The sequence below is a fragment of the Tatumella citrea genome, assembly GCF_002163585.1.
In the GTDB taxonomy this organism is placed as follows: Bacteria; Pseudomonadota; Gammaproteobacteria; order Enterobacterales; family Enterobacteriaceae; genus Tatumella; species Tatumella citrea.
In genome coordinates this window covers 1,688,574-1,711,298 of the sequence record NZ_CP015579.1, presented here as the reverse complement: position 1 = coordinate 1,711,298, position 22,725 = coordinate 1,688,574, and the positions used below count along the sequence as shown (strand labels likewise).

General features: G+C 51.2%; 20 protein-coding genes. 8 read left to right on the top strand and 12 right to left on the bottom strand.

Annotation, left to right across the window (positions count from 1 at the left end; all coding sequences use genetic code 11):
* Window positions 1-13: 13 nt before the first annotated feature.
* The 5 genes from A7K98_RS08130 to A7K98_RS08110 all read right to left on the bottom strand — a co-directional run bounded on the left by A7K98_RS08130 (window position 14) and on the right by A7K98_RS08110 (window position 4,724).
* A complete protein-coding gene (locus A7K98_RS08130; RefSeq protein ID WP_087488095.1) occupies window positions 14-1,171 on the bottom strand; it encodes a branched-chain amino acid ABC transporter substrate-binding protein in 1,158 nt (385 codons plus the stop codon).
* Window positions 1,158-1,916 carry an ABC transporter ATP-binding protein gene (locus A7K98_RS08125; RefSeq protein ID WP_087488094.1) on the bottom strand — a complete coding sequence of 253 codons (759 nt, stop codon included), beginning with the start codon at window positions 1,914-1,916 and terminating at the stop codon, window positions 1,158-1,160. The genes A7K98_RS08130 and A7K98_RS08125 overlap by 14 nt, the downstream gene beginning before the upstream one ends.
* On the bottom strand, window positions 1,909-2,676 hold the full coding sequence (locus A7K98_RS08120) for an ABC transporter ATP-binding protein (RefSeq protein ID WP_087488093.1): 768 nt from the start codon (window positions 2,674-2,676) through the stop codon (window positions 1,909-1,911). The genes A7K98_RS08125 and A7K98_RS08120 overlap by 8 nt, the downstream gene beginning before the upstream one ends.
* On the bottom strand, window positions 2,673-3,704 hold the full coding sequence (locus A7K98_RS08115; RefSeq protein WP_407703108.1) for a branched-chain amino acid ABC transporter permease: 1,032 nt from the start codon (window positions 3,702-3,704) through the stop codon (window positions 2,673-2,675). The genes A7K98_RS08120 and A7K98_RS08115 overlap by 4 nt, the downstream gene beginning before the upstream one ends.
* A gap of 69 nt (window positions 3,705-3,773) precedes the next feature.
* The gene (locus A7K98_RS08110; protein ID WP_087488091.1) at window positions 3,774-4,724 is read right to left on the bottom strand and encodes a branched-chain amino acid ABC transporter permease; all 951 of its coding nucleotides are present in this window, start codon (window positions 4,722-4,724) and stop codon (window positions 3,774-3,776) included.
* 166 nt (window positions 4,725-4,890) lie between these two features.
* On the opposite strand from A7K98_RS08110, the gene A7K98_RS08105 reads away from it, so the two are divergent.
* A complete protein-coding gene (locus tag A7K98_RS08105; protein ID WP_087488090.1) occupies window positions 4,891-5,823 on the top strand; it encodes a LysR substrate-binding domain-containing protein in 933 nt (310 codons plus the stop codon).
* 79 nt (window positions 5,824-5,902) lie between these two features.
* On the opposite strand, the gene A7K98_RS08100 is transcribed toward A7K98_RS08105, so the two are convergent.
* Window positions 5,903-6,805 carry a LysR family transcriptional regulator gene (locus A7K98_RS08100; RefSeq protein ID WP_087488089.1) on the bottom strand — a complete coding sequence of 301 codons (903 nt, stop codon included), beginning with the start codon at window positions 6,803-6,805 and terminating at the stop codon, window positions 5,903-5,905.
* 62 nt (window positions 6,806-6,867) lie between these two features.
* Window positions 6,868-8,313 carry an MFS transporter gene (locus tag A7K98_RS08095; protein ID WP_087488088.1) on the bottom strand — a complete coding sequence of 482 codons (1,446 nt, stop codon included), beginning with the start codon at window positions 8,311-8,313 and terminating at the stop codon, window positions 6,868-6,870.
* A gap of 107 nt (window positions 8,314-8,420) precedes the next feature.
* Here A7K98_RS08095 and A7K98_RS08090 point away from each other — a divergent pair, with 107 nt between their 5' ends.
* A complete protein-coding gene (locus A7K98_RS08090) occupies window positions 8,421-9,329 on the top strand; it encodes a helix-turn-helix transcriptional regulator (protein ID WP_087488087.1) in 909 nt (302 codons plus the stop codon).
* 126 nt (window positions 9,330-9,455) lie between these two features.
* Here the strand turns inward: A7K98_RS08090 and A7K98_RS08085 are convergent, their stop codons facing one another.
* The 3 genes from A7K98_RS08085 to cbpA are packed head-to-tail and all read right to left on the bottom strand — an operon-like array spanning window position 9,456 to window position 11,664.
* Window positions 9,456-10,355, bottom strand: coding sequence for an SMP-30/gluconolactonase/LRE family protein (locus A7K98_RS08085; protein ID WP_087488086.1), 900 nt, complete (start codon window positions 10,353-10,355; stop codon window positions 9,456-9,458).
* A gap of 59 nt (window positions 10,356-10,414) precedes the next feature.
* The gene (gene cbpM, locus A7K98_RS08080) at window positions 10,415-10,726 is read right to left on the bottom strand and encodes a chaperone modulator CbpM (protein ID WP_087488085.1); all 312 of its coding nucleotides are present in this window, start codon (window positions 10,724-10,726) and stop codon (window positions 10,415-10,417) included.
* The gene (gene cbpA, locus A7K98_RS08075; RefSeq protein ID WP_087490421.1) at window positions 10,726-11,664 is read right to left on the bottom strand and encodes a curved DNA-binding protein; all 939 of its coding nucleotides are present in this window, start codon (window positions 11,662-11,664) and stop codon (window positions 10,726-10,728) included. The genes cbpM and cbpA overlap by 1 nt, the downstream gene beginning before the upstream one ends.
* Before the next feature lie 586 nt (window positions 11,665-12,250).
* Here cbpA and A7K98_RS08070 point away from each other — a divergent pair.
* The 3 genes from A7K98_RS08070 (at window position 12,251) to gss (ending at window position 17,051) form a co-directional block, all read left to right on the top strand.
* Entirely contained in the window at window positions 12,251-13,186 is a 936-nt protein-coding gene (locus tag A7K98_RS08070) for an AEC family transporter (RefSeq protein WP_232461607.1), read from the top strand.
* Between the two features lie 47 nt (window positions 13,187-13,233).
* The gene (locus A7K98_RS08065; RefSeq protein WP_087488084.1) at window positions 13,234-14,898 is read left to right on the top strand and encodes an acetolactate synthase large subunit; all 1,665 of its coding nucleotides are present in this window, start codon (window positions 13,234-13,236) and stop codon (window positions 14,896-14,898) included.
* Between the two features lie 275 nt (window positions 14,899-15,173).
* On the top strand, window positions 15,174-17,051 hold the full coding sequence (gss, locus tag A7K98_RS08060) for a bifunctional glutathionylspermidine amidase/synthase (RefSeq protein WP_087488083.1): 1,878 nt from the start codon (window positions 15,174-15,176) through the stop codon (window positions 17,049-17,051).
* 49 nt (window positions 17,052-17,100) lie between these two features.
* Here gss and A7K98_RS08055 read toward each other — a convergent pair whose 3' ends face one another.
* A complete protein-coding gene (locus A7K98_RS08055; RefSeq protein WP_087488082.1) occupies window positions 17,101-17,976 on the bottom strand; it encodes a LysR family transcriptional regulator in 876 nt (291 codons plus the stop codon).
* 105 nt (window positions 17,977-18,081) lie between these two features.
* Here A7K98_RS08055 and budA point away from each other — a divergent pair, with 105 nt between their 5' ends.
* The 3 genes from budA (at window position 18,082) to A7K98_RS21295 (ending at window position 20,931) form a co-directional block, all read left to right on the top strand.
* Entirely contained in the window at window positions 18,082-18,864 is a 783-nt protein-coding gene (gene budA, locus A7K98_RS08050) for an acetolactate decarboxylase (RefSeq protein WP_087488081.1), read from the top strand.
* Between the two features lie 33 nt (window positions 18,865-18,897).
* On the top strand, window positions 18,898-20,574 hold the full coding sequence (alsS, locus tag A7K98_RS08045; RefSeq protein WP_087488080.1) for an acetolactate synthase AlsS: 1,677 nt from the start codon (window positions 18,898-18,900) through the stop codon (window positions 20,572-20,574).
* Window positions 20,575-20,760: 186 nt separating this feature from the next.
* Window positions 20,761-20,931 (top strand): hypothetical protein, encoded by a 171-nt coding sequence (locus tag A7K98_RS21295; RefSeq protein ID WP_157665905.1) that lies wholly within the window; start codon window positions 20,761-20,763, stop codon window positions 20,929-20,931.
* A 2-nt stretch (window positions 20,932-20,933) separates the two neighbouring features.
* Here the strand turns inward: A7K98_RS21295 and A7K98_RS08040 are convergent, their stop codons facing one another.
* Window positions 20,934-22,721, bottom strand: coding sequence for an SgrR family transcriptional regulator (locus A7K98_RS08040; protein WP_087488079.1), 1,788 nt, complete (start codon window positions 22,719-22,721; stop codon window positions 20,934-20,936).
* Between the last annotated feature and the right edge of the window lie 4 nt (window positions 22,722-22,725).

Below are 22,725 nucleotides of genomic sequence, written 5' to 3'. Positions count from 1 at the left end.
CTCCCGTTTGTTCTCAGGATTTCTTTCCGCCAACCACATCCACAGGTACCCACTGATTATTAATATCTTTGTAGACAGTGAATGAAGGATTTTTCAGGTTACCTTGTGCATCGAAACTAATTTCACCGGTGACTCCCTGATAATCAATATGGTGTAAGACTGGCAAATATTTGTCCGGATCCACCGAGTTGGCTTTTTCCATGGCATCGATCAATACCCGCGTCGCGTCGTATGAAAATGGGGCATGGAGTTCTATCGGATGGTGATACCGGGCACGGTACTGCTGGTCAAAAGCTTTTCCACCAGGCATTTTATCCAGTGGCAGTCCGGGTTCGAGAGCCACAACCCCATCCCCTTGTTTCTGTGCCAGCGTAAGGAAAGTCTGACTGACAAATCCACCCGCCCCCATCAGTGTTGCTTTAATATCCAGCTGTTTAATTCGCCGCGCCAACAAGGCCGCCTGACTATCCACTCCGCCAAAAAAGATCAGATCAGCATTTTTACTCCGGATAGCGGTCAGTACAGGGCTAAAATCCAGTGTTTTATCGTCAATGTATTCCCGGTCAACAATAGTCACTCCCTGTGCCTTCAGTGATTTAATAAATGCATCAGCCAGTCCCTGGCCGAAGGCAGTTCCGTCATCCAGTACGGCAATCCTTTTTGCCTGCAAATTTTTCACCGCATACAACGCTGCATAATTACCACCATCATCGTCATGCCCCATAACCCGAAAACTGGTATCAAACCCTTGCTCGGTATAAGCATGCCCGGTAGCCACTGGTGCGACCTGAGCAATACCCGCATCATGATAAATCCGTGCTGCCGGAATGCTGGTCCCGGTATTCCAGTGACCGACAACACCCGCAACCCCGCTATCCACTAAACGTTGCGCCACAGTAACAGCGACTTTAGGATCAGACTGATCATCCTCTGACAGCAACTTAAAAGTCACAGCTTTGCCATCGATGACCGGATGTGTTTTGTTAACATCATCAATGGCTAGCTGAGCGCCATTCTCCAGGTCTTTACCGATTCGCGCGGAAGGACCGGTCAACGGGCCTGCCAGCCCGATTAATACACTCTGATCGGCCATAGCGTTACTGACAACCAATGACAATACCCCAGCTCCCAGAATCCGGCGAACCAGAACCGCAACATTACCTTGCTTCATAAATTTCCCCTTGTGTTGACTCATCCACAGGCATCTCGCCCAGATATATTTGTTGTACGATTTCACTTTTTAGTAATTCACTGGATTTGCCCTGCAGGGCTATATTCCCACTGTCCATGACCCAGGCTTGATCAGTCACTTCCAGCGCCAGACGGGCATTTTGTTCAATAAGCAGGACACTGATTCCTGAATCACGTAATCCTGCAATGGTCCGAAAAATATCTTTTACCATCAGGGGAGCCAGCCCCATTGATGGCTCATCGAGGATTAACAGTTTCGGCTGACTTAACATCGCCCTGCTCAGTGCCAGAAGCTGTTGCTCACCACCGGATAACCAACCGGCCAGCTGATTTTTACGTTGTAAAAGCCGTGGATAACGCGCAAATATGGCCTCAGTCTCTTGCCTGACTCTGGCGTGGTCTTTACGCAGCCATGCACCCATTTGCAGATTTTCCAGTACGGTCATATGGCTGAATATTCCCCGGCCTTCAGGCACCATGACGATACCTTTTTTCAGTAATACCTCTGGCCGACAATGAATCAGCGACTCTCCGCTCCAGCGGATATCACCTGTGAACTTTTGCTGCCCGGTTATCGCACGCACTGTTGAGCTTTTACCGGCGCCGTTAGCGCCAATCAGTGTGCCCTGCTGACCGGGCTCCAGCCGAAAACTCACACCCCTGACAGCCTTAATGCCTCCATAAGAAACCTCCAGATTTTCTACTTCCAGCAGATACTCAGGCATGATCATCCCCTCCGAGATAAGCGCGGATCACCCCGGCATGCTGGCGTATCGTTTCCGGGGTTCCCGTTGCAATAACTTTTCCATAGTCGAGAACCGACATTCGGTCACACAGGCTCATAATTAATTTCACATCATGTTCAATAATCAGCAGTGTTTTACCGTCGTCTCTGATTTTTCTTAATAATTCAGACAAAGCGAGTTTCTCCGCTGCATTCATCCCCGCGGCTGGCTCATCCAGTGCCAGCAACAGGGGCTCCGTCGCCAGTGCCCGGGCTATTTCCAGCCGCCGCTGATGGCCATAAGCCAGGTCGCAGGCGCGATAATCAGCAAACCGTGCAATATCGGTGTATTCCAGCCAGTATCTTGCCTGGCGGAGTGTTTCCTGTTCTTCCTGTCGGGAACGCCGGTGCCTGATCAATGCGGCCCACACACCATTGCGGGTACGGACATGCCGGCCAATCATTACGTTCTCCAGCACAGTCATTTCATTAAACAGACGCAGGTTCTGAAAAGTTCTGGCAATACCCGCCAGGGTTACCTTTTCAATGGCATGGGGCGACCAGGGCTGGTCATTGAGAATAAACTGGCCCTTATCTGCAGGTATTAGTCCGGTAATCAGGTTAAAGCAGGTGGTTTTTCCTGCTCCGTTAGGGCCGATAAGTCCGTAAATTTCGCCACGATTGATGGTCAGACTGACATCATCGACAGCCTGGATACCGCCAAACTGTTTAGACAGATGTGATACAGATAACAACGTCATTTCACGCTCCTTGTGTTGCCGGCAGGCCATAAACCATGAGGTCTGAAAATCATGACCAGCAACAATGCCAGCCCGTAAAACAACTGACGTAACACTTCCGGATCGATCACTACCGAGCCAAAAAGAGCTTGCTGCAAAGGAACAGCGACACTGCGTAAGATTTCCGGTAATACCGACAGCAGCACGGCACCCAGAATGACTCCTGGCACATGCCCAATACCTCCCAGTACAACCATTGCCAGCACACTGATCGATTCCTGAAGTGAGAAAGATTCCGGCGATACAAATCCCTGAAATGACGCAAACATCACCCCGGCAACGCCACCAAAGGAAGCTCCCATGGCAAAAGCCAGTAGTTTAAAGTTACGGGTATTGATCCCCATCGCTCGTGCAACGTCTTCGTCTTCACGGATGGCATGCCAGGCACGACCTACTCTCGAAGAACGTAATCTGACACAGATAAAAATGATGCAGACAATCAAGGCTGCCAGCAGGTAGTACCAGAGGTAGAGACTTGTCAGACGATGACCTGCCAGGTGGAAAAATCCAGTGAAGCGAACATCACCCACTCCAAAACTATCGATATTACTGATACCTTTGGCGCCGTTGGTAATATTGACTGGCCTGTCCATATTACGCATCAGGATGCGGATAATTTCACCAAACCCCAGAGTCACTATCGCCAGATAATCCCCTCTTAACCGCAGCGTCGGTGCACCCAGCAAAATGCCACAAACTGCGGCAACCGCGGCAGCCAATGGGATCAGAACTAAAAATGAGGTATGCATCCCGTGAGGGAACAAGGCCATCAGTGCCGGAAACACTGTCAGCAACTGGGGAGATGCCAGCAATGCAGTCAGATAGGCGCCCACGGCGTAAAACGCAATAAACCCCATATCCAGTAATCCGGTAAAGCCAACAACAATATTCAGCCCCAATGCCAGCATGATATAAAGCAGGGTGTTATCCAGAACCCTTAGCCAGTAATTACCACCAGGCAGCGCAATCAGCCAGGGTACAATCACCATGCCGGACAACAGCACCACCAAACGTACTGTCTTATGGTATTTCAGATTAAACAGTTTCATTGTTTCTCCTCAGGCGCGATGAGCAACACGCTCACCCAACAAGCCAGAAGGACGAAATACCAGCACAGTAATCAGTACCAGAAAGGAAAAAATATCCTGGTAATTGCTGCCAATAACACCGTCTGTCAGATCAGAAAGATATCCGGAACCCAGTGACTCAATCAGTCCAAGCAGCAATCCACCTAGCATTGCCCCACGAATATTTCCGATCCCGCCAAGCACTGCGGCAGTAAAAGCTTTGATTCCGGGAACAAAACCCATAGAAAAATCTGCACTCCCGAAATTACTGGCCATCATCACTCCGGCCAGAGCAGCAAAGGCTCCGCCAATGGCAAACGTACGGCGGATAATGGTGTCAGTATTGACCCCCATCAATTGCGCCACTGACGGATTTTCTGAGACGGCGCGCATTCCACGCCCAAGTCGCGTCGTTTCGACTAACAGCCACAACCCGCCCATAGCCATCAGTGCGACTACCAGGGTAACAATGCCGGTTTCAGTGATAATTACCGGTGCCTGAGTGGCGCTGCCGACAGTCAGAGCTATCGGGTCCATAGACAAGATCTGCGGGAACATTTTAGGGTCACGGTTCCAGATGATCATCGCCAACGTCTCCAACACTACCGAGATACCGATACCACTGATTAGCGGAGCCAGCCGGGAAGAATGACGCAGGCGGCGATATGCAAATCGCTCAACTGAAATAGCCAGCAGCATGCAGACAGCCATCGCTGACAGCAACGCAATAACCAACATAAGCAAAGGATTCATTGTAGGGAAATGCAGACTCAGAAACTGAAGAACTGAATAAGCGCTCAGGGTGCCCACCATTAAAATATCGCCATGGGCGAAATTGATGATCCTGAGTATTCCGTAGACCATGCTGTAGCCAAGGGCGATCAGTCCGTAGATACTGCCAGATATCAGGCCATTTATTATTTGCTGAAGAAAAGTGCTCATTGCTCATTCCGGGGGACTCGTCATGGGCATAACATCGTTTAATTGAAATTAATTGTGAAATACGGATATATTATTTCTTATTAGAAAATAGAATCCAAGCAAGTCATTGTATTTATTACTTTTTTAAAAATGTTATTTAATTTCCCGGTAAAAAATAAATAATCATATGAAAAAAACAGAACAATCAGCATTGAGTGACTCTGAGCCCACCACCGCGATGCCCCACGATCCACCTTTGCGGGCGGTCAGAGTATTTGAAGCCATTGCCCGGCTCGGCGGCATTAATGTGGCCGCCAGAGAATTACAAATTTCTCCGTCAGCCGTCAGCCATCAGCTAAAAGTTCTGGAAAATTATCTCAGCAAACCTCTGACAGCTCGTCAGGGTCGCAGGCTCATCTTAAGTACCGAAGGTCGTGAATATTATCGTTCAATCCGCTCGGCCTTCTCGGTGCTGCGTCAGGCCACAGAATCCATATCAGAACAGGGCCGGCATCGCCAGGTGACTATCAGCCTCATCCCTTTATTTGGTATGGGTTGGTTTATTCCACGTTTACCGGGCTTTATGGCGCGATGTGCCGGTACTGAAATTAATGTGGTCTATGCAAATCATCGTAACTACCTCAGTGATGCTTCAGATATGTCTATTCGTTTTGGCAGCGGTCACTGGAAGGGCTATCAGGCCGAAAAGTTAATTTCCGGAAAAATGATTCCTGTTTGCAGTAAACAATTTCTTCATTTACACGGAGACATCGACAGCCCACAACGTCTTGCACAGATGCCGTTACTGCATGACGAAGAGCGCGATACCTGGGCCCGGTGGTTTACTCTTCAGGGAGTGAAGTTCATCCGTCATGGTGGCCCGCTATTTGAGGATGGTTTACTGACTTTGGCGGCAGTACAGGCGGGAATGGGTTGTGCCTTAATGCGTGAACCTATGATTAGTCATCTGCTGGAACAGGGAGTACTGGTCAAAATATTCGATTTACCCATAGATGATGGTCGTGATTATTATCTGTGCACCAGAGAAGATACTGAGCTCAGCAGCGATGCACAATTGTTACAGCAATGGGTCAGAGAGAAAGCTCTGCAGACAAGCTGATTGCAGGTTACACCCGCTCCATTCAGGGAGCGGTTATAGCCTGTAAATATGTTTCTGAATCGCTATTATGATCTGCCGTTTAGCCAGTAACAGGCTGCCAGCGCAGTTCCTCTATCAGCAGGCTGAACGCAGGGGGATGTTGTCGGCGGCTGGGATAGTAGAGGTAGTAGCCGGGAAACGTCGGGCACCAGTTTTCAAGCGCCAGTTCCAGGCGGCCGTCATTCAGTTGTTCTGTAACCATATCTTCCGGAACAAATGCCAGTCCAAGCCCTGAAACAGCTGCATCAATCCGCTCACTCAGCGAATTCAGGATAAGCTGCCCTTCTGTTTTTACCCGCATAAGTTTGCCCTCTACGGCAAACTCCCAGTGATACACTCCACCGACGCTGGGTAACCGCATATTCAGGCAGATATGTTGCTGTAAATCCTGTGGGATCTGAGGAATACCGTGGCTGGCAAAATAGTCAGGGGCTCCGACCACCACCATGCGAAAGTCAGGACCGATACGTACAGCAACCATATCTTTTTCGATGCTTTCTCCGAGCCTGATCCCTGCATCAAAACGACCCTCGACAATATCCACAAAACTGTTATCGGCCACCAGCTCCAGATTAATTTGCGGGTACTTCTGCAGGAAGGGTTTCACTTTCGGCCACAGCAAGGTACGTAAGGCATGATCACTGACGGACAAGCGCAGGCTTCCCGAGGGTTTTCCGCTGACATGCAACAGCATATCCAGCTCACGTTCCAGCTCATCCAGCCGCGGTTGCAGACAGGCAATCAGTTTTTCTCCGGCTTCCGTCGGTGCCACACTGCGGGTCGTTCTGGTCAGTAACCGCAGATTAAGCCGGGATTCAAGGGCTTTCATCGCATGGCTCAGAGCAGACTGCGACACCCCAAGCCGTGCAGCCGCACGGGTAAAACTACGCTCACTGGCCACCACCAGGAACTGCTGAAGTTCGTTAAAATTCTCTTTAAGCATCCACTGTTTCCTTTGAACATCCCGCCGCCAGCTGACGGCGGGATGATAATCCCTTGTTCAGGTCAGTCTGCAGGTACCACCACGGCCTCAGGTACATGTTCTGTTTCATGCAGCAGTTTGCGGTTATACATCGTAGCTGCTGCCAGCAAAAACATCATCAGCATTTCTGCCACCAGAAAACCTGACATTGCCAGTGCATAATTACCGTGATTGTTATGGTGCAGGTGCAGATAAATGGCCCCGGCAGCTGCCGGGCCCAGACCCAGCATCGCCTGCTGCAGCGTACTCAGGATAGCACTGCCTGCCCCTGCATCACTGGTCTGGATTTCCCGCATCCCGATACGATAGAAGCTGTTTACAATTATCGCCTGACCACACCCCATCAACAGTGTCCCGGGGGCAATATCCAGCCCTGTCAGGTTGTTACCGCACCAGTGCAGTGTGGCAATCAGCACCAGAATCGCTATCACCTGAACCGCAATGCCTCCTAATAATACCGGGACAATGGAGTGACGGCGGATCAGTTTTGGCGCCACTAACGCTGCCAGGAAATAAGAAATCCCCAGGATAATAAAACTATTTCCCGACTGCATAGGCCCCAGACCTGCACCGGCCTGCAATGTCAGCGCCATACAGAACATAAAGCCTGACCAGCAGGTAAAAAACAGCAATGCAATCAGTAACGAGAAACGAACCGTCGGCAATTTCAGTAACCGGGGAGGCAGTAATGGTTGTTGTCCGCGAAGTTGCTGTCTGACTGCCCCCTGACGCATCAACAACGCCAGCGGTATCGTCACCAGCAATGCCAGCTGCATCTGCCAGGGCCAGTGCAGTGAAGGGCCCAGTGCCAGGGGAAACAGTAAACAGCAAAGGATCACTGCCAGAAAACCGCTGCCCTGCCAGTCAATACGCGATGGATGCTCATTACGTGTTTCCGGGATATAGCGATGACTTAACAGCAATACCACCAGGCAGATCGGCACATTAATAAAAAAAGCGTTTCGCCAGCCCAGTCCGGCAAAATCAGCAGATACCAGCCAGCCTCCCCCGACCTGGCCGATGATAAAGGCAATACCCCCAATGCCACTGTACAGACTGATAGCACGGGCGTGGGCAGTACCTTTCAGGGTGACATGCAGCGTTGCCAGTATCTGCGGAAGTATCATTGCCGCGCCAATTCCCTGCAAGGTCCGTGACAACAGCAGCAAATGTACATTGCCGGCCAGGCCACAAAACAGTGACGCCAGACCAAACAGCAGCACTCCTGTAGTAAGTACCCGGCGGCGTCCGTAGTTATCACCCAGTTTGCTGCCGACCGCCAGGCATACCGCAAATGCCACCCCGTACAAGGCGACAATCAGTTCCAGGTCTGTCGCCGTGGTGGATAGTGAACGGGTAATTGAATCCAGCGCGACATTAGTAATCGATGTGTCAATCATCGGTAACATTTGTGCAGTAAGCAGTAAAATAAGCCCCGCTCTGCCGGGGGATGCGGGTGAATTGCTCATAGGTGCTCCATTGCTTTATTTATTTTCTGACCGTAGTATTTATGATTATTTAACAGGGTACCAGTACCTGCTTATACTGGTACTGGCACTACTATGCAGGACTCTCTATGACTCTGATTACTGCTCCGTCTGATATAAGAACTCCGCCCAAAAACAGCCGTCAGCTTCTGGCCAGTTTTCTGCGTACCCGCAGAGAAAGTCTGGACCCACAACGACTGGGTCTGCCGCGCAGTGGTCGCCGCCGCACTCCGGGCCTGCGACGTGAGGAAGTCGCGATGCTGGCGGATGTCGGAGTGACCTGGTACACCTGGCTGGAACAGGGACGGGAGATGAAACCTTCTGCTAACGTACTGGCCTCAGTCAGCGAGGCATTACAATGTACCCCGGCAGAAACCCGGCATCTGTTTATCCTGGCAGGTTTACCGGTTCCGGAAACACCAGCACAGGCGGGCTGTCAGCAGGCAGGTCCGGCTTCACAACGGCTGTTACGTTCGCTGATGCCTAATCCCGCGGCGATGCAAAAACCTAATTTCGATATCCTTGGCTATAACCACAGTTTCTGCCAGTTGATGGGAGTGCCGCTGGACGATATCGATCCGGAAGATCGAAACTGTCTGTATCTGTTTCTGACCGATCCTCGCTGGCGCAGTCGCTTTAGTGCTGACGATGAGCAGATGTTGTCGTTCTTTGTTTCTTACTATCGGGCGGGAATGGCCGAACATGGCAGTGATCCGCGCTGGCAGATATTACTGGAACGTTTTTTCTCAGTGTCTGCCTGCTTTCAACGTTTATGGCATCAGAATTACGAAATTCGCAGTATTGAAAACCATATCAAGCAATTTATTCATCCGGCACTGGGGCCAATTACCTTACAGCAAATGAACTGGTTTTCTGCCCCACGTGACGGCTCCCGTCTGCTAGTCTATCTGCCCACGGATGACGCAGGTGAGGCTCAGCTGGAAGCACTGTCAGCAGTTCCACCGGAACCACTGGACGGGCAGCAACTGGCAGGGTAACACGCTGACCCGAAACCCTGCGATTCAGGTCAGTTTCATTTTTGCCGGGTACCACGGCAGGCACAGACAGCCATCTGCCAACAGTGCTGCGCAGAACCCGCCATTTTGCTCTGACACCGGCCGGGATTAGCCGTAAGTAATGCCCGTCAGTGGGCCCAGTTTGAGGATATGTTTTAACGGGCCACCACGGGTCAGCGAGTATTCCCAGACATTACCGCCCAGATCGGTCAGCCACATTCTGCCACTCTCTGCGTCACTGACCAGGGCAATTCCCTCTTCCAGCCCGTCTGCCAGAATCTGATGATCGGTGAACCGGCCATCCACCAGCCGGGCGCAGTTCAGCGAATTTCCACCCTTCGCATCATCGCCACGGTCTGTCCAGTACATCACTCCGGCCGCCGCATCAAATTCCAGATCAATTGGCTCAGGGAGATCCGCCATCACGACTTCAATATCCGGGCGGTTATCCGCTTCGGCACCCTTCGGTAATGTCAGTCCGGCACGCAGAATACGGCCTTTACCACCTTTCGACGGACCTTTCTGTGTCCAGTAAATATGACCATGTTGATGATCGAGTGCGACTCCGACACACTGACGAGTGTAATCACGGGATTGGGCTGGGAATAAACCGGCCTGCACCAGCACCGTAAGTTCACTGCCATCTTCTCTGGCCCGGAATACCCGCATACCTTCGCGGTCACACCAGTAGAGCCAGTGGTTTTCCGCGTCATGTACCAGTTGTTTGCCAGTGACAAACAGCCCGTTGCCTGCCAGCAACCTCCGGTCAGTACCTTCGGTTGTCATCGATTCCAGTCGGCCATCGGCCTGGAAAAATTCCAGCGAGTCAGGGCTGATTTCAGCCCCCATATAGCTGACATACAACCTGTTGGCAGACCGGTCGAGAGCGATACCGTCCGGGTGGGTTTTTAGTCCGTCTACCAGCGTACGCAGCTCACCATTATCCGGATCCAGCTCAAGAATTTTTCCTTCCGGCTGAACCTGCAACAAATACAATTTTTTGGTCATGAAGCATTCCGTGTGGCAATAGTTTCCGGCTCTGCAGACTGCAGGCCGGATAAGTCTCGTTACTGCTCAGCAATAAACCGCAACAACCGCTGATTAAGCTGGCGATTTTCAGTGTTCAGCCGATCAATTTCGTCGAGTAAAGACAATGCCACAGCAATACCGGGCCAGTCCAGTTCCAGTTCCCGGCGTAACCGTTGCGCACGCAGACAGATAGCCAGGGCATCCTCATCAAACAACCACTCTGTAGCCTGAGGCTGTTGGGCGGCAGGCTCCAGGACTCCCAGGCCAATAATTTCGTTCAGCTCGGCGGCTGAAACCCCGGTGTGCAGACAAAACTCAGTGACCGTAAAACGGATATTCACAGTTGCCATTATTTTTTCCCCCAGCCCTGGCGCGGATCATAGCCGGTTTGGGCTTCCGCCAGTTTTTGCCACAACTCACGACTGGCCGCATCGCCAGCCGGTGGCACGACAATCCTGATGATGGCGTACAAATCCCCCTGATGTTTTTTGCCACTCAATCCTTTACCTTTTACCCGCAACCGCTGTCCGGCCTGAGTTCCTGCCGGGATGGTCAGTAAAATACTGTCCTGCAGAGTGGGTAATGATACTTTAGTGCCGAGTACTGCTTCCCAGGGGGCCAGCGGCAGAACCACTTCCAGATCATTTCCCACCACATCAAATAGCGGATGCGGAGCAATACGAATCACCAGATAAAGGTCTCCGGCAGGTCCGCCATCACTTCCCGGAACGCCCTGGCCTTTAAGGCGAATACGTTCACCGTCCCCGACTCCTGCCGGGATTTTCACATTCAGGGTTTTCGGGATTTCCTGAACAACCTGACCAAACAGGTTGTAGACCGGCAGACTATAACGGACAGTTCGTGTTTCCCCGTGTTGAGCTTCTTCAAGGAACACCGCGACCTCAGTCTCTATATCCTGGCCGCGCTCAGGTCGTGGCTGACGGTTCTGTTGTCTCTGCCTCTGCTGGCCAAACATCGAATTAAAGAAGTCTGAAAAATCGGCGTGTTCACCAGCATCACCGGCGGAGTATGATTCTCCGGCAGACTGCTGTGAATTAAAACGAGGGTCATTGCGGTGTTGCCAAAGCGTGTCATATTCTTCGCGGCGCTGGTCATCTTTCAGCACCTCATAAGCTTCAGCAACCTCTTTGAACTGTGCTTCAGCATCTTTTTCACTACTCACATCCGGGTGGTATTTGCGTGCCAGACGACGATAGGCAGTTTTAATTGCCTTCAGGTCTGCACCACGCTCTACTCCCAGGATGGCGTAATAATCCTTTAATTCCATAGTATTATCGTCCGGGTCAGTGATCAGAAAATACGGGATTTGGAGCGGTATCATCAATACCTACTGTAAATATAGCCCCCGGCAATTTTATTTGCAGCATGGAATTCATCCGCAGGTACAAAGTTTTCAGCCTGCCCGGAGCAACCGGTAGTCATTCTCCGCCCAGAGAAAATTATCAATATTATTTATATGGGCAGCATAAAATATCATTAACCACAGCCCATATATATTGAGTAACATAAATTACGTCAGCTATCTGCTACTGAGATTCCGGGGACTCATATTTGTCAGCACATGGCCCTTCCCCGGGAAAAGCACGCAATTTACACAACCCTGCCACATCACAATAAATTTCAATAAAACAATGGTTTAATTTCAACCAGGTAACTATTTTCAAAATTATCTACGTTTATTAAAAGCAGCATAATAATCGACAACAATCTGTTACCGTAAGACATATAACCCCGGTTATCGCTTTTAACAACCATTAACCGTATATACATAATGGTTAATTATGGCTACTGTATACTTCACCTTCAGTCCTGGTCTGAGTGCCAGCGATTTCGCCTGAAAATAGCAGGGAGAAATGGTGATTACGTTAATTATTGCAGCACTGTTACCGATCGTTGTGACGTTGCTACTGGGGTTCCTGGCCGGCTGGCACCATGATTTTGATTCCGGTCAGGGGACAATACTTAACCGGATGGTGATGCTTTATGCTCTGCCACTGACATTATTCGCCGGAATGATGGGACTTTCCCGAACCGTACTGCTCTCTCAGGGTACCATTGCGCTGATATTAATGGCAGGCATGATCGGTGGTTACCTGCTGGTATTTGTGCTGGTGCGTTATGTTTTTCGGCAACCTTCAGGCCTGGCGGCTTTGCTGGCGCTGGCAATAGCCGGTCCGGCGGTTCCTTTCGTTGGGGTGCCGGTGATGGGGCATTTGTATGGCACTATCAGCACCCTGCCCATCGCCTTATGCAGCATTATCATGAACCTGTTCCAGGTCCCGGTAACGTTACTGATCCTCTCCGCAGGTTCTCCGGACAGAAAAGATGCAGGATTTATGCAGCATATTCTGCATACGTTAAAGGAGCCGGTGGTCTGGGCTCCACTGCTGGCCTTAATCTTATTACTGCTCAATCTGCATATTCCTGAACAAATTCGCAGTGCTCTGCAACTGCTTGGGGGAACTACCGGCGGGGTTGCATTGTTTGCCTCCGGAATCATCCTCTACTCCTACCACGTCGTTATTAACCGTACGGTTGTTCTGGCAGTACTCGCAAAAAATATTCTGTTACCACTGGCAATTCTGGCTCTGGCTCTTTGGCTGCATACAGACCGTCAGACACTGCACTTATCGGTGGTCAGCATGGCGATCCCTACCGCGTCGGTATGCGTCATTCTGGCGGTGCAGTACAACACTGCAGAACAGGAGATTGCCTCAATTCTGTTTTTTAGCACCTTATTTTCCATCATCACTATGGGCGGATTGTTGTACTACCTGGGGGGTAATTAATTTCCGTTGCCTGGTGTTATTTCAAAACCGTTTTTTGGAGAAAATGTATGACTCATCAGACGAGAAATGTCGCAGAATTTTTGGTTTCCTGCCTTGAAGCTGAAGGGGTGGAATATGTTTTTGGTATTCCGGGTGAGGAAAATATCAAATTTGTCAGGGCGATCACTGCCTCTGATAAAATACGTTTTATTCTGGTACGCCACGAACAGGCAGCCTCGTTTATGGCCGATATTTATGGCCGTCTGACCGGCAAGGCCGGGGTCTGTACTGCCACGCTTGGGCCGGGTGCTATCAACCTGCTGCTCGGCACCGCGGATGCACAAACTGATTCCAGTCCGCTGGTCGCCATTTCTGCTCAGGTAGGATTAAACCGTATTTATAAAGAATCTCACCAGATAGTTGATCTGCCGGCCATGTTTCGGCCGGTGTCTCAGTGGGCGGAGACGATTTTCACCCCACAATCCAGCGCCGAAATGGTACGCAAAGCCTTTCGTATCGCACAGCAGGAACGCCCCGGAGCGACCTACCTTGCTGTACCACAGGATATCGAAGCCATGCCGGTTCCGGATTCTTTGCAACCCTTGCTGCCGGTAAAATCGCTTCCTTCAGCGCCGGACAGCCAGGCGATTAGTGCCGCTGCTGCAATATTGCGCAACAGCAGGTTTCCCGTCATCCTGGCGGGCCACGGTGTTGCACGTCAGAAGGCATCGGACGCATTGAACCAGTTTGTTGAACAGTTTCAGATACCAACCGCAACAACCTTCATGGGCAAAGGAGTAATCAGCGACCGCAGCAAGCATTCGCTGGGAGTGATGGGTTTCATGCGCCATGATTATGAAAACTTTGCCTTCGATAAGGCGGATGTGATTCTGGCGATAGGTTATGAATTACAGGAGTTTGCCCCGGAACGAATGAACCCTGAAGGCGATAAGCGGATCATTCACATCAATAGCTTTTTGCCGGATACCGACAGCCACTATACGGCCGAAATCAGTGTCATTGCCGATATTTCTCAGAGCCTGCAGGCACTATCTGTCGCCCTCGGAAGTTCGCCACTGCATCAACAACCTGCTGAGAGCAAAATCCGCCAGCTACGTCTGGAAGAGCTGGAAAATGGTCGCCAGGACAATAGTTTCCCTCTGAAACCTCAACGTATTGTTGCTGATATGCGTGCCGCTATGGGGGATAAGGATATTGTGCTGGCAGATACCGGCGCGATTAAAATGTGGGTATCGCGTCTGTATCCGGCATGGCAGCCACTGACCTGTCTGACGTCTAACGGATTATCAACGATGGCTTTTTCACTGCCCGGAGCGTTAGCCGCTAAACTGGCCTGTCCTGAGCGCAAGGTATTAGCGGTGATGGGCGACGGTAGTTTTATGATGAATTCTCAGGAAATTGAAACCGCAGTCCGCGAAAAAATCCCACTGGTGGTGCTTATCTGGGTTGACGGCAGTTACGGACTGATAAAGTGGAAAATGGATATCGAAGAAGGGGCACATGATTCAGTGGACTTTGGTAACCCTGATTTTGTGAAATATGCTGAAAGCTTCGGTGCTACCGGCTGCCTGATTAACCATGCAGAGCAGTTATTGCCAGCGCTGAATCAGGCACTGGATGGCAACGGTGTCACTGTAATCGCCTGCCCGGTCGATTATAGAGAAAATATGGCACTGGTGAATAAACTGGGAGAATTGACCATATCATTGTAAATCTTCCGTAGCCCTTCTCCCGCCGGATCGGGAAAGGTGCTGAAAGCGAAGCGAAAAATTAGTGACAATGTCACTTTACTGCAATCCCCGCCTGCACCAACATCCGGGTAAAACAGTGCTATGATAGTGACACCCGCCCCATCTGCTGAGCGTTCTGCTCAGCATTTTGCTCCGGGCCAATGTTGCAACGAACAGCGGCCATTGGGTCGCTGCGTGCAACCTTCAGCAACAGACAGCCCGTTGGCTGTTATTCTGTATGGCATAAGGCAAAAAGTATGACTGTGGATCTCACCAGTAAACATGCACCGTTTGGCACCCTGCTGGGGTATGCCCCCGGTGGCGTCGCTATCTATTCTTCCGATTATGATTCATTAGACAGTGAAGAATATCCCGATGATGCCTCGATGCGCAGTTTTCTGGGCAGCGAATTTATGGGTTACAAATGGCAGTGTGTGGAATTTGCCCGGCGTTTTCTTTATCTCAACTACGGCATGGTGTTTACCGATGTCAGAATGGCCTATGAAATTTTCTCATTGCGCTTTCTGCGTCAGGTCATCAACGACGAAATATTGCCTTTGCAGGCGTTCGCAAACGGCAGTCAGCGCCCACCGGTATCGGGAGCCTTGTTAATCTGGCAACAGGGAGGCGAATTTGACGAAACCGGGCATGTGGCCATTATTACCAGGGTATTTGCGGACAGAGTGCAAATCGTTGAACAAAACGTGATTCACAGCCCGTTACCCGCCGGTCAGCAATGGACCCGTGAACTCGAGTTACGCCGTGAAAATGGCGGTTTTTATATCAAAGATACTTTCGATGATACCGAAATTCTTGGCTGGATGGTGCAGACCTGCGACAGCAACGACAGCCTGCCACGCCCGCAAACCGATGCTGCACTACTCGATATTCATGCACAACAAGTCAGCCAGCAAGGACAATTTTCGGGGCCGTGGCTGGATGAAAGTGATCCGGTTCAGCACGCCTATATCGTTGCCAACCATGGTCATGTCATCAACGCTGACCCTTATCAGTATTTTACTATTTCACGCAGTGCTGAGCAGGAACTGATCAGTGCTACCAACGAACTTCACCTGATGTATCTGCATGCCACCGAAAAAGTGTTGCGCGATGACTCATTACTGAGGTTGTTTGATATTCCGGAGATTCTCTGGCCACGACTGAGATTGTCCTGGCAACGGCGGCGTCATCATATGGTGACCGGACGGCTGGATTTCTGCCTGGACCACCGGGGCCTTAAAGTTTACGAATACAACGCAGACTCAGCCTCATGTCATACCGAAGCCGGTGTTATCCTCGGGCACTGGGCCCGTCAAGCTGGAGTCACGGAGGGCAAAGACCCCTGCCGTCGGCTGGTAGAGAACCTGGCAGCGGCCTGGAAGCACAGCGATGCGTTGCCGTTTGTCCACATCCTTCAGGATAACGATGTCGAAGAGAACTACCATGCATTACTGATGCAGCAGGCGCTTCGCGAGGCTGGTTTTGACAGTAAGATTCTGCATGGCCTTAGTGAACTGCACTGGAGTGCAACCGGACGTTTAATAGACGCTGATCAGCGGGAAGTGAATTGTGTCTGGAAAACCTGGGCCTGGGAAACAGTACTGGAGCAGTTACGCCAGGAAAGTGAAGCTGACAGCGCTGCGGCCTTACCTATCCGCACCGGCGAAGCAGACCAGGTAAGGCTGATGGATGTACTACTGCGCCCGGAAGTGATGGTATTCGAACCACTCTGGACGGTTATCCCGGGCAATAAAGCGATTCTGCCGATCCTCTGGTCACTGTTCCCTCATCATCAGTATCTGCTGGATACCGATTTTACGGTGAATGATGAACTCAAACAGACCGGTTATGCAATTAAACCGGTGGGAGGAAGATGCGGGAATAATATCGGACTGGTCAGCCATCAGCAGCAGTTACTGGATGAGACCGCCGGTAAATTCGCCCATCAGACCAATATTTATCAGCAATTATGGTGCCTGCCACAGGTGGCCGGTCGTTATATTCAGGTCTGCACCTTCACTGTCGGAGGACATTACGGCGGCGCCTGTCTGCGATCTGATCCGACGCTGGTCATTAAAAAAGAGAGTGACATCGAACCACTAAGAATTGTTAAAGACCGCAATTTCAGGGACTGATGCTATAACGGCTGGCGGCGTATTTTTTCGCCGCCAGCCCCTCAGCTCACTACAACAACGCCAGAAAATGCTCCCCCGCCTTACTCAGATTATGGCGGCGCCATGCCAGTGCCACCTGAGCGGTTAGCGGTGTTCCGTTAATCGGCAGATAACGCACATTCGCCTGATCAATTTTGCCCAGCGAAGCAGGCACCACTGTATAGCCAAATCCTGTCGCCACCATACTGATAGCCGAAGTTGTCTGTGGAGCCTGAGCCACGGTCGGCGGATTAAACCCAGCCCGGGTACAGGCGGTGATGACTGAGTCATATAAACCCGGAGAAATTTCCCGGGGGAAGATAATCAGTGTTTCATCGGCTAATTCAGCCAGTGACGCGAGTTCTGCCTTACCGGCCAGCGGGTGATTCGCCGGCAGAGCCACGACCATTTGTTCGGTATCCATGACCCGGTACTCCAGTTCATGGCTGCGGGCACAGGGTAAACGGATAAAACCCAGGTCGATGCTGCCTTTCAACAGTTCATTCACCAGAGCAGCCATATGCAACTCTCCGGGATACAGATTAATCATCGGATAGTGTTCGCGGAAGCTGTGCAGCAGCGAAAATACCTGAGGGTTGAGCGCGGTGGAGGAAGCAAATCCAATGCGTAATGAACCGCTCAGACCGCGGCCAACGCTCCGCGCTTTTTCGAAGGCGGCATCAGACATTTTCAGTATTTTGATAGCATCTTCATATAGCACCTGACCTGCCGGAGTCAGTTCCACCGTGCGGGTCAGACGACGAAACAGCGGGCTACCTAATTCATGCTCCAGCCGCTGTATCTGCTGGCTTAACGGAGGTTGTGAGATCCCCAGAGTCTCTGCTGCACGGGTAAAGTTACCAGCTTCTGCAACCGCAACAAAATAGCGTAAATGGCGCAATTCCATATCAAAAACGTCTTAAAGTGGACACCCCATCATATTGGTATTGTTAAAGGCTTCCTGTCAACCTGTAGTCCTCAAGGTGATGAACAACATATACAGGAAACCATCATGGAAACAGCCAGTTGCGGTTGTACATGTCTCAGTGATATTACGCGGGCCGCCCTGAAACTACAGCACCAGCGCGGTGAAAATGTTATCTACCAGGCATCATTGATGAGTGCATTACTGAGTGGTGTCTATGAAGGTGATACCACCATCCGTCAGTTACTCGATCACGGCGATTTCGGCCTGGGGACCTTTAACCATCTCGACGGTGAAATGATCGCCTTTAACAGTAACGTGTTCCAGCTTCGCAGTGACGGTACTGCCCGCCCTGCCCGCGCAGAACAGAAAACACCGTTTGCTGTGATGACATTTTTCAACCCCACCCACGAATACACCATTACAACACCGCATACCCGGCAGCAAATTCATCAGATCATTGATGAGAATATCGCCAGCAAAAATCTGTTTTGTGCCCTGCGTATCGACGGGCATTTTGAAAAAGCCGATACGCGGACCGTCCCGCAACAGCACCGCCCTTACAAACCCATGATGCAGGCCGTAGAAGAACAGCCGGTATTTCATTTTGAGCATCAGGACGGCGTACTGGTGGGCTTCCTGACGCCTGAATATATGCAGGGGGTTAATGTGGCGGGCTATCACGAACATTTTATCAACCAGCAACGTAGCAGCGGAGGCCATCTGCTGGATTATGTTATCGGTGAAGGCCGCCTGACCTTTGGAACTATCGATAAACTGGTGATCGATTTTCCTGCCGACAACGATTTCCGTAATGCCGATCTCAATCCCGATGACCTGAGTGCTGCCATTCAGTCTGTCGAAGGTTAAGCCACGCCATACCGGAAAAGTAAGGAGTATATTTTGCAAAATTCAGACAAAAAAACAGCGTGGAAATGTGGCGCAGATTTAGTAGTCGCCCAGTTAGAACAGCAGCAGGTTAAGTATGTATTCGGGATCCCCGGAGCAAAAATCGACCGGGTGTTTGACTCACTGGAAGACTCACCGATTATTACAATACCGGTCCGGCTGGAGGCTAATGCAGGGTTTATGGCCGGAGCCATTGGACGCCTGACAGGCAAAGCCGGAGTAGCACTGGTCACTTCAGGTCCCGGTTGTTCTAACCTGATAACCAGTGCCGCAACAGCCACCTCCGAAGGCGATCCGTTTGTTGCTATCGGTGGTGCCGTCAGCCGGATGGACCACCTGAAACAGGTCCACCAGACGATGGATACCGTGTCAATGTTCCGGCCGGTGACTAAGTACGCAGCTGAAGTCACATCGTCATCGGCGATAGCCGAAGTGTTAGCCAATGGCTTCCGCGCTGCTGAATTCGGACGGCCCGGAGCCTCTTTTATCAGTCTGCCAATGGATATTATTAATGAACCTGCCAGCGGCCAGGTTCTCCCGGCACGTTTACCTTCTGCAGGCAGCGCACCGCGAAAAGCGATTGCTGAGGTAGCTGAACTTATCCGCCATGCTAAAGATCCGGTCCTGCTGCTGGGTTTGATGGCCAGCCAGCCGAAAAATGCTGATGCTGTACGCCGCTTGCTGAATAACAGCCAAATCCCGGTGACCAGTACCTATCAGGCGGCCGGTGTTATTGACCAGAACAATTTTTCACGCTTTGCCGGCAGGGTTGGCCTGTTTAATAACCAGGCCGGTGATCAGTTACTGCGCAACGCAGATTTGATCATCACCGTTGGCTACAGCCCGGTAGAGTATGAACCGGCAAAATGGAATCCCGGTACTGCAAAACTGGTACATATTGATGTGCTGCCAGCCGAAAGTGACAGCCACTATACACCGGATACTGAACTGGTCGGCGATATCGCTGAAACCCTCGATTTACTGACTGAGCAGGTCAGTCAACGCTACGTGCTTAGCAGTGGTGCTACCCGAATCCTGCAGGAACGCCAACAGCAAAGAGAACTGCTGGCGCAAAAAGGCCACAGCCTGCAGCAGTTTGCTATTCACCCGTTGCGCCTGGTCCGGGCGATGCAGGATATCGTAAATAATGACGTCACACTGTGCGTAGATATGGGGAGCTTTCACATCTGGATTGCCCGTTACCTGTACAGCTTCCGTGCCCGTCAGCTGTTAATTTCCAACGGCCAGCAAACCATGGGAGTTGCCCTGCCCTGGGCGATTGGTGCAGCACTGGTTGATCCCGGCCGCAAAGTTGTTTCAGTCTCCGGTGATGGCGGGTTTATGCAGTCGAGCATGGAGCTGGAAACGGCGGTCAGACTGGGTGTCAACATTCTGCATATTATCTGGGTGGATAACTGCTATAACATGGTGGCCATTCAGGAAGATAAAAAATATGCCAGGACTTCCGGGGTTGATTTCGGTCCTATCGACTTCAAAGCTTATGCCGAGGCTTTTGGTGCTAAAGGTTTTGCGGTGACCTCGTCTGACACCCTGGAAAGCACCCTGCGTGCTGCGATGGATGTCCAGGGACCGGCGGTGGTAGCTATTCCTGTGGATTACAGCGCTAATTCACTGCTAATGAGCCAGCTGGATCTTGCTCAGATGTTTTAGCCGGAGATGTCAGCGAGATAGGTCTGACTTTCCCACTGGTGCTCCCCGCCACAACCCGTTTTAGGATTACTCTGAAACGGGTTGTTACCCGCGTTAGCCATTCAAAACACATTACTGACCGAAATATCCCTGGCTTCGGCTACACTGAACTACGCTGATTAATCACAACTTTACCGGAGGTTTCAGATGATAGCCGGATTTGTCGCTTTGATGCTTGCTCACTCCCGGGTCATGCCTGTGTCTGTCGCATTGTATTCTACCGAATCCCGTTGCCAGGCTGCCATCAGCCAGCGGCAGAAGAAGTACCCAAAAAATCTGCTGTTTTGCGGAGAAGTGATGCGTAGCCGCCTGATGTAATGTTATTGCTCCGGTTCTGGCGGTATCATCCAGGCCCGTGTAAAGTCAAACCAGCCAAGATTATTCAGATGGATGCCCTGGGCATGACCGGGGCTTTTCAGCCGCATCCAGTGATGAAACAGCGGCTGTAACCATCCATTACGCAGTACCTCACGGGCAAGTTGTTTGCCGTTCAGTGACTGATCGCGCCAGCCCTGCTGCCATCCAGCGAATTGCCCCATATCGCCACCGGACACCGAGTGTTTCAGTAACGGCATACCTAATAACCAGGCACCTACATTCCAGCTTTCCGGCACTGCAAAGTTCACGGTACCCAGCCACAGATCCGCTTCTGCTTCACCCCGCGCCCACTGTTCATATTCGAGTTCCAGCAGCCGCAGAGTAATATTTTGCTGTTGCAAAATATGTTGCATTTCACAGGCCAGCATCGTGAATTCCGGGTGCTGCCGGTGATATGCAAGAGTCAGAGTGGCTTCGCCGGATGGAAGGCTCAGCAGTGGAGGTCGTTCGGTCGGGCCGTCATCCATCGTATGAAGCCAGTCCGGCAACAGGCTACCGGCAGGTACCCAAAACGGACGGATCGGCGCAATAAAGCGCTGAATTAATGCGTAAGGATTCAGAAGTTCACGGATCCAGCGTCGATATTCCATCTGTTGCCAGTAAGCGGAGCGGCTGTCACACAGCAGAAAATAACCCCCTTTCTCCGGAAACATTTCACCGGAAACATCTGCGGGAGTTCCGCTGAGCCCGGCGGCCATACCTGAGGTATATTCAATATCACTCAGGCTGGAACTGAGCCAGGCCGCTGGTGTAGCCGCGGGGGAAGCAACGGTTTGCCCCTCAGCAGGCAGTTCATCAATGTTCCCGGACAATGGCCAGACAATAACCTCAATTTCATCCAACAGGCCACGATAACCAAAATAATCGTCAAAGGCCTGCATCCTTAAATGCCACTGATCATTTTCGGCCACCAGGTAAGGCCCGGTACCCACCGGTTGCGAAGCAAAATTCTGCCGTGATGCGTAATCAAAAGGCAGAATCAGCGCTGCAATATCACTCAGTAACAGGGGTAACTGAGGGTCCGGCTGGCTGAGCTCAATCCTGACCGTCAGATTGCCCCCGGCAGTTACCCGCCTGATATGGGAGAACAGTGGCATCGCAGCGCTACGAGTCAATGATGCCACCACATCTTTGCTGGTCAGCTCTTTACCGTCATGAAACCGTATGGCAGGACGCAGATGAAACGACCAGTTGAGCTCATCCTGTTGTGACCAGAAATGCGCCAAATCTGGCTGCGGAGCCCCGGTATCTGGGTCAGCGCGAGTCAGGCCACTAAAAATTTGTTTGACCAGATGCGCTTCTGAACGACGTAACGGAGTGCCGGGAAAAAGGTTTGGCATTGTCCGGTAGTAAGGAATACGCAGGGACTGGTGATCCTGGCGAACGTTGTAGCCCAGTTTTTTTCTTAACAGAGAAGCCACCAGTGGTTGTTCATGATCCAGCAACTGCACGGCACTGCCGATATCCCCGCCATCCAGTAACTGTTCCGCTTTTGACAGTAACAACTGTTGTTCACTGCTACGCAGAGTCAGCAGTGAATGATGCCCTCGCCCGGCTGAGGGCTGCCATTCCAGCCAGCCTGCGTCCTGCATTCGCAACAGCAGACCCCGCATATGGCGTTTACTGCAACACAGCTGATCCGCCAGACTGCCCAGGGTCAGGCTGGCCTGACGTGACGGGAATAATTTAAGTAAACGCCGGTAATGTTGCTCAAGTCGTGTTTCAGGCATAAAA